Genomic DNA, 6,595 nt, shown 5'->3' on the forward strand with positions numbered 1-6,595 from the left:
ATTTTCCGCCAATCGGGCCTCGATCATCGCGTTTATAGTTTTCGAATATGACCCCCGCGACTCCCGGTTACCGACTCGCCGCCGCCACCGGCCTGCACCGCGGAGACCGCGCCTACCAGCAAGATCAGGTCAGCGTGATGGCGCATGCGCGCGTACCCGGGTGCCTGCTTGCGGTGGTCGCCGACGGCATGGGCGGCAAAAGCGGCGGTCGCAAGGCGGCGGACCAGGTGCTGCTCACCGCAGCGCAACTTTTCGAGCGCTACACGCCCAGCCGCGACGACCCGGCCGAAGCGCTCAAGCAACTGGTGCTGGAGTCGCACCTGATGATCAAGCTGACCGCGATGACCGCCGAGGAAGAGCCGCACAGCACCGTGGCTGCCTTACTGATCGGTCCTTCGCGGGCATGCGATGTGATTCATGCAGGCGACTCGCGCGTTTATCACTTCCGCGGGCCGGAGATGCTCACGCGCACCAAGGACCACTCCTTCGTGCAGCGCCTGGTCGACGAAGGCCAGATCTCCGAGGACGAGGCCAACACGCACCCTCAGTCCAACCTGCTGACCGGGTGTCTGGGAACGCACAGCGAGCCGCCCGTCAGCCTGCACCACATCGACCGGCTCGAACCGGGCGACAGCCTGCTGATGTGCAGCGACGGTCTCTGGCACTACTTCACTCCGCGAGAGCTCGGCGCGATCGTGCATGCGCTGCCCCCGCGCGAGGCCGGCGAGATGCTCATCGGCAAGGCGCGCCATCGCGCTCGCGGCGGCGGCGACAACCTGTCGCTCGCGCTGGTGCGCATGGAAGCCATCGACTGAGCCCCGCTGATGCGGCGATACGCAGAGCGTCGCGTTGACCGGCAAGACACGTTCCGCAGATGAAAGCCCGTGCGGCTCATGTCAACCCTGTGTCGACATCGCGCCGTGCCAAAGCCAGGAACTCGGCCGACTGCATCTCTCGCAATCTCGACTCCGTGCGCGGAAACTCGTGTGCGAGCGGCCCCTCGGTGTAGAGCTGCTCGGGCGGCGCGGCGGCGGAGAGCACGAGCTTCACGCGCCGATCGTAGAGCACGTCGACCAGCCAGGTGAAGCGCCGGGCCTCGGAGGCGTGGCGCGGCGACATCGCCGGCACGTTCGACAGCAGCACCGTGTGGAACTGGGTGGCCAGTTCGAGATAGTCGTTCTGCGAGCGCGGGCCGCCGCAAAGCTCCTTGAAGTCGAACCACACCACACCGCCGGCACGGCGAAGGGCGCGAATCTCGCGCTGCTCGATGCGCAACAGCGGACTCTCGTCCCGCGCCTCCGCCAGGCGTTCGAAGGTCTGTGCCATTGCGGCGTCGGCATCGGGCCCCAGCGGCGTGTGGTACAGCGCGACAGTGGCGAGCGTGCGCTGCCGGTAGTCGATGCCGGCATCGACGCTGATCACCTGGAGCCGCTCCTCCAGTAGCGCGATCGCGGGCAGGATGCGCTCGCGGTGCAGGCCGTTCGGATAGAGCGCTTGCGGATGGAAGTTGGACGTGGCGACGATGCTCACGCGGTTGGCGAACAATGCCGCGAGCAGCCGGTGCAGGATCATCGCGTCGGTGACGTCGGCCACGAAGAACTCGTCGAAGCAGATGAGCCGGAAGCGCCGCGCAATGCGCCGGCCGAGTTCGTCGAGCGGGTCGGCCGTGCCCTTGAGATCCTGCAGTTCACGATGCACCTCGCGCATGAACTCGTGAAAGTGCAGCCGTGTCTTGCGCCTCAGCGGCACCGCCTGGAAGAAGCAGTCCATCAGGAAGCTCTTGCCGCGGCCGACGCCGCCGTGCATGTACACGCCGCGCGGGATCGGCGGGCGGACCAGCCAGTCGCCGAGCCGCCGCAAGGCCGGCTCTCGCGCTTGGGCGGCGCCGTCGCCCGGAGCTTGCCGCGACGCCTGCAGCATCAGCTTGCCGATGGTGTTGCTGCGCCGAGCCTTGTAGTCGGCCCATTCGTGCTCGCAGCGCTCGAGCGCGTCGATCGCGCGCAACTGGGCCGCGTCGGCGCTGTAGCCGCGTTCGGCGAGCGTGCGCAGGTAGAGGTCGCGAACGGCCATGGGCGCTGATGCTAGGGCCGGCGGGCGGCGAAACGGGACACGGCAGCGCAGGTCGCTGCCAACCGGAAGCCGAACCGGCGGCTGATCGCGGAGCGCTGCGGCATCCGCGGCAGCCGATGCTCGGACGACTCAGAAATTGAGCGTGCGCTTGTCGACCGCCAGCGCGGCTTCCTTCATCGCCTCGCTCAGGCTCGGATGCGCGTGGCAGATGCGGGCGAGATCCTCGCTGCTGGCCTTGAACTCCATCGCCACCACCGCTTCGGCGATCAGCTCGCTGGCCATCGGGCCGACGATGTGCACGCCGAGGATCTCGTCGGTCTTGGCGTCGGCCAGCATCTTCACCATGCCGGTCGTGTCGCCGAGCGCGCGCGCGCGGCCGTTGGCCAGGAAAGGGAAGCTGCCGGCCTTGTAGGCGCGCCCCGCGCTCTTCAACTGCTGCTCGGTCTGCCCGACCCAGGCGATCTCGGGCGAGGTGTAGATCACCCATGGGATGGTGTTGAAGTTCACGTGCCCGTGCTGGCCCGCGATGCGCTCGGCCACCGCCACGCCCTCCTCCTCTGCCTTGTGCGCAAGCATCGGGCCGCGCACGACGTCGCCGACCGCCCAGACGTTGGGCAGGTTGGTGCGGCAATCGTCGTCCACCGCGATGGCGCCGCGTTCGTCGAGCTTAAGGCCGACCGACTCGGCGTTCAGGCCGGTGGTGTTGGCGACGCGTCCGATCGAGACGATCAGCTTGTCGACTTCGAGCGTCTTTGCGCCGCCCTTGGCATCGGCATAGGCGACGCTCACGCCTCCTTCGCTGGCTTTCACTTCGCTGATCTTCACGCCCAGTTCGATCTTCAGACCCTGCTTGGTGAAGGCGCGGTGCGCTTCCTTGGCGATCTGCTCATCGACTGCACCCAGAAAGCTCGGCAGCGCCTCCAGAACGGTCACTTCCGCACCGAGCCGCCGCCATACCGAACCCATCTCCAGGCCGATGACGCCGGCGCCGATCAGGCCGAGTCGCTTGGGTACCGCCGCAATGCGCAGCGCGCCGTCGTTGCTGAGGATGCGGTCCTCGTCGAAGGATGCGCCGGGCAGTGCGCGCGCGTTCGAACCCGTGGCGACGATGACGTGCTTGGCGGTGATGGTTTCGGGCGCTGCGCCGGCGACGGCGATCTCGTAGCCGCCCTCGCCCGCCTTGGCAAAGGAGCCGCGGCCGTGAAAGAACGTCACCTTGTTCTTCTTGAAGAGATACAGGATGCCGTCGTTGTTCTGCTTCACGACCGCGTTCTTGCGGCCGAGCATCTTCGACAAGTCGAGGCTCAATTCGCCGACACCGATGCCGTGCGCCGCGAAGCCGTGGCCCGCATGCTCGAAGTGCTCGCTCGACTGCAGCAGCGCCTTGCTCGGGATGCAGCCGACGTTGGTGCAGGTGCCGCCCGGTGCCGGGCCGCCTTTTTCGTTTTTCCACTCGTCAACGCAGGCGGTGTTGAAGCCGAGCTGCGCCGCGCGGATTGCCGCGATGTAGCCGCCGGGACCGGCGCCGATGACGACGACGTCGAACTGTTTGTTGCTCATCGTCGCGGCCTCAGATGTCGAACAGCAGGCGCGCAGGATCTTCCAGCGCTTCCTTCATGGCCACCAGGCCGAGCACCGCCTCGCGCCCGTCGATGATGCGGTGGTCGTAGCTCATCGCCAGGTAGTTGATCGGCCGCACCACGACTTGCCCGTTCTCGACCACGGCACGGTCCTTGGTGGCGTGCACACCGAGGATGGCGCTTTGCGGCGGGTTGATGATGGGCGTGGAGAGCATCGAGCCGAACACGCCGCCGTTGCTGATGGAAAAGGTGCCGCCCGTCAGGTCGTCGAGCGAGAGCTTGCCGTCCCTGGCCTTCTGGCCGAACTCGGCGATCTTCTTCTCGATGTCGGCGAAGCTCATCTGGTCGGCATTGCGCAGGATCGGCACCACCAGGCCGCGCGGCGATCCGACGGCAATGCCGATGTCGAAGTAGCCGTGATAGACGATGTCGTTGCCGTCGACGCTGGCGTTGATGACCGGGTATTTCTTGAGCGCCGCCACCGCGGCCTTCACGAAGAAGCTCATGAAGCCGATCTTGACGCCGTGCTCCTTCTCGAACTTCTCCTGGAAGCGCTTGCGCATCTCCATCACCGGGGCCATGTTGACCTCGTTGAAGGTGGTCAGGATGGCGTTGGACGACTGGGACTGCAGCAGCCGCTCGGCGACGCGCGCGCGCAGCCGCGACATCGGTACGCGCTGCTCGGGACGCTCGCTCAGCTTGGGCGCCGGCGGGGCACTGACCTGAGGAAGCGCCGGTTTGGCCGGGGGGGACTGGGCAGCTTTCGGCGCTGGCGCAGCCGTCTGGGCAGCAGCGGCCGGTGCGGCGCTCGCCTTCGCACCCCCTTCGAGCGCACCCAGCACGTCGCCCTTGGTGACGCGGCCGTCCTTACCCGTGCCGGTCACCGTGCCGGCAGACAGATCTTTTTCGGCCATCAGCTTGGCCGCCGCCGGCATGGCGATGTCGCTCTTGGTCTGGGCGGCAGCGGCCACGTCCGCAGACAAACCGGGCTTGGTACCCGGCGCGGGCTCACCCGGCGGCACCGCCTTGATCTGGTCTTCGCCGCCCGTCGACGCCTTGCCTTCGGTATCGATCTTGGCGATGACTTCGTCGCTGACGCAGCTCTCGCCGTCGTTCTTGACGAGCTGCGCGACCACGCCCGCAGCCGGTGACGGCACTTCGAGCACGACCTTGTCGGTCTCGATCTCGATCAGGATCTCGTCCATCTCGACCGGCTCGCCCGGCTTCTTCTTCCACTGCAGCAAGGTCGCCTCGGCAACAGACTCGGACAACTGCGGAACCTTGACTTCGATGATCGCCATGAAATGCTTTCTTAGAGGGTTCGGCCGAGGTATCACCCCGGTCCCGCGGCGTTGACCGGCCTGCGGCCGGTCGAACGCAGCGACTTATTGCGGCGCGAATGCGCCGCAATAAGCCTATTTGGTGAGAACGAAGCCCTTGAGCTTGCCGTAGGCCTGGTCGAGCAGGGCCTTTTGCTGCTCCTGGTGCAGGTGCGCATAGCCCACCGCCGGCGAGGCCGAGGCCGGCCGGCCGGCGTAGCCGAGCTTCTGGCCATCGACCATGTTCTCGTGGATGTAGTGCTGCACGAAGAACCACGCGCCCTGGTTCTGCGGCTCGTCCTGGCACCACACGATCTCGTTGGCGCCCGGAAACTTCTTCAGCTCGGCAGCGAAAGCCTTGTGCGGGAAGGGATAGAGCTGCTCGACCCGCAGGATCGCCACGTCCATGGCCTTCTTCTCGTCGCGCCGCTTGATCAGGTCGTAGGCCACCTTGCCCGAGCAGGCAATGATTCGCTTCACCTTGGCGGGGTCGAGATCGGGCCGCGAGGGGCCGATCACGGTGCGGAACTCGCCGCGCGTGAACTCGGCCAGCGGCGAGGTCGCGTCCTTGTTCCGCAGGAGCGACTTGGGCGTCATGATGATCAGCGGCTTCCTGAACATGCGCACCTGCTGGCGGCGCAGCAGGTGGAAGATCTGGCTGGCCGTGGTCGGCTGACAGATCTGCATGTTGTTGTCGGCGGCCAACTGCATGAAGCGCTCCAGGCGCGCCGAACTGTGTTCCGGGCCCTGGCCTTCGTAGCCGTGCGGCAGCAGCAAGGTCAGGCCGTTGGAGCGGCCCCACTTCACCTCGCCCGAGGCGATGAACTGGTCGATGACGACTTGCGCGCCGTTGACGAAGTCGCCGAACTGCGCTTCCCAGACGGTCAGCGTGTTCGGGTCGGCCGAGGCGTAGCCGTACTCGAAGCCGAGGACCGCTTCCTCCGAGAGAATCGAGTCGATCACCGTGAACGGCGCCTGGCCTTCGGCCACGTGCTGCAGCGGCGTCCAGGTGCCCTCGTCCCACTTCTCGCGGTTCTGGTCGTGCAGCACCGAATGGCGGTGAGTGAAGGTGCCGCGCCCGCAGTCTTCGCCCGACAAGCGCACCGGGTAGCCGCTCGCCACCAGCGAAGCGTAGGCGAGGTGCTCGCCCATGCCCCAGTCGACGTTGATGTCGCCCCGACCCATGGCGGCGCGGTCGGCCAGCACCTTCTCGACCAGCGGATGGACCTTGAAGGTGTCCGGCACGGTGGTGATGCGCTCGGCCAGTCGCTTGATCTCGGCCAGCGGCAGCGCGGTGTCGGCCGCGTCGGTCCACTTCTTGTTCAGGTAGGGCGACCAGTCGACCGCGTACTTGCTCTTGTAGTTGGTGAGCACCGGATCGGTGGTGTGCCGGCCGGCTTCCATCGCGGCGCGGTAGGCCTTGACCATCTCGTCGGGCTGCTCGGGCTTCAGGGTGCCCTGAGTCACCAGCTTGTCCGCATACAGCTTGCGCGTGCCGCCATGCGCCGCGATCTTCTTGTACATCAGCGGCTGGGTCATCGAGGGCGTGTCCTGCTCGTTGTGACCCAGCTTGCGGAAGCAGATGATGTCGACCACCACGTCCTTGTTGAACTCCTGGCGGTAGTC

The 6,595-nt window shown here is 66.6% G+C and carries 5 protein-coding genes; 1 reads left to right on the forward strand and 4 read right to left on the reverse strand.

The window, feature by feature from the left end; all coding sequences use genetic code 11:
- Nucleotides 1-47 precede the first annotated feature (47 nt).
- The gene (locus H0W40_RS09485; protein ID WP_292445619.1) at nucleotides 48-815 is read left to right on the forward strand and encodes a protein phosphatase 2C domain-containing protein; all 768 of its coding nucleotides are present in this window, start codon (nucleotides 48-50) and stop codon (nucleotides 813-815) included.
- A 76-nt stretch (nucleotides 816-891) separates the two neighbouring features.
- Here the strand turns inward: H0W40_RS09485 and zapE are convergent, their stop codons facing one another.
- The 4 genes from zapE to H0W40_RS09505 form a co-directional block, all read right to left on the reverse strand.
- The gene (zapE, locus tag H0W40_RS09490) at nucleotides 892-2,070 is read right to left on the reverse strand and encodes a cell division protein ZapE (RefSeq protein ID WP_292445620.1); all 1,179 of its coding nucleotides are present in this window, start codon (nucleotides 2,068-2,070) and stop codon (nucleotides 892-894) included.
- A gap of 129 nt (nucleotides 2,071-2,199) precedes the next feature.
- The gene (gene lpdA / locus H0W40_RS09495) at nucleotides 2,200-3,630 is read right to left on the reverse strand and encodes a dihydrolipoyl dehydrogenase (protein ID WP_292445622.1); all 1,431 of its coding nucleotides are present in this window, start codon (nucleotides 3,628-3,630) and stop codon (nucleotides 2,200-2,202) included.
- A 10-nt stretch (nucleotides 3,631-3,640) separates the two neighbouring features.
- Nucleotides 3,641-4,951 carry a 2-oxoglutarate dehydrogenase complex dihydrolipoyllysine-residue succinyltransferase gene (gene odhB, locus H0W40_RS09500; RefSeq protein ID WP_292445624.1) on the reverse strand — a complete coding sequence of 437 codons (1,311 nt, stop codon included), beginning with the start codon at nucleotides 4,949-4,951 and terminating at the stop codon, nucleotides 3,641-3,643.
- Nucleotides 4,952-5,065: 114 nt separating this feature from the next.
- Nucleotides 5,066-6,595 (reverse strand): thiamine pyrophosphate-dependent enzyme (locus H0W40_RS09505; protein ID WP_292445626.1); only part of this gene is annotated, 1,530 nt, incomplete at its 5' end.

Origin of the sequence: Methylibium sp. (genome assembly GCF_013817345.1) — a bacterium.
Lineage (GTDB): Bacteria > Pseudomonadota > Gammaproteobacteria > Burkholderiales > Burkholderiaceae_C > Methylibium.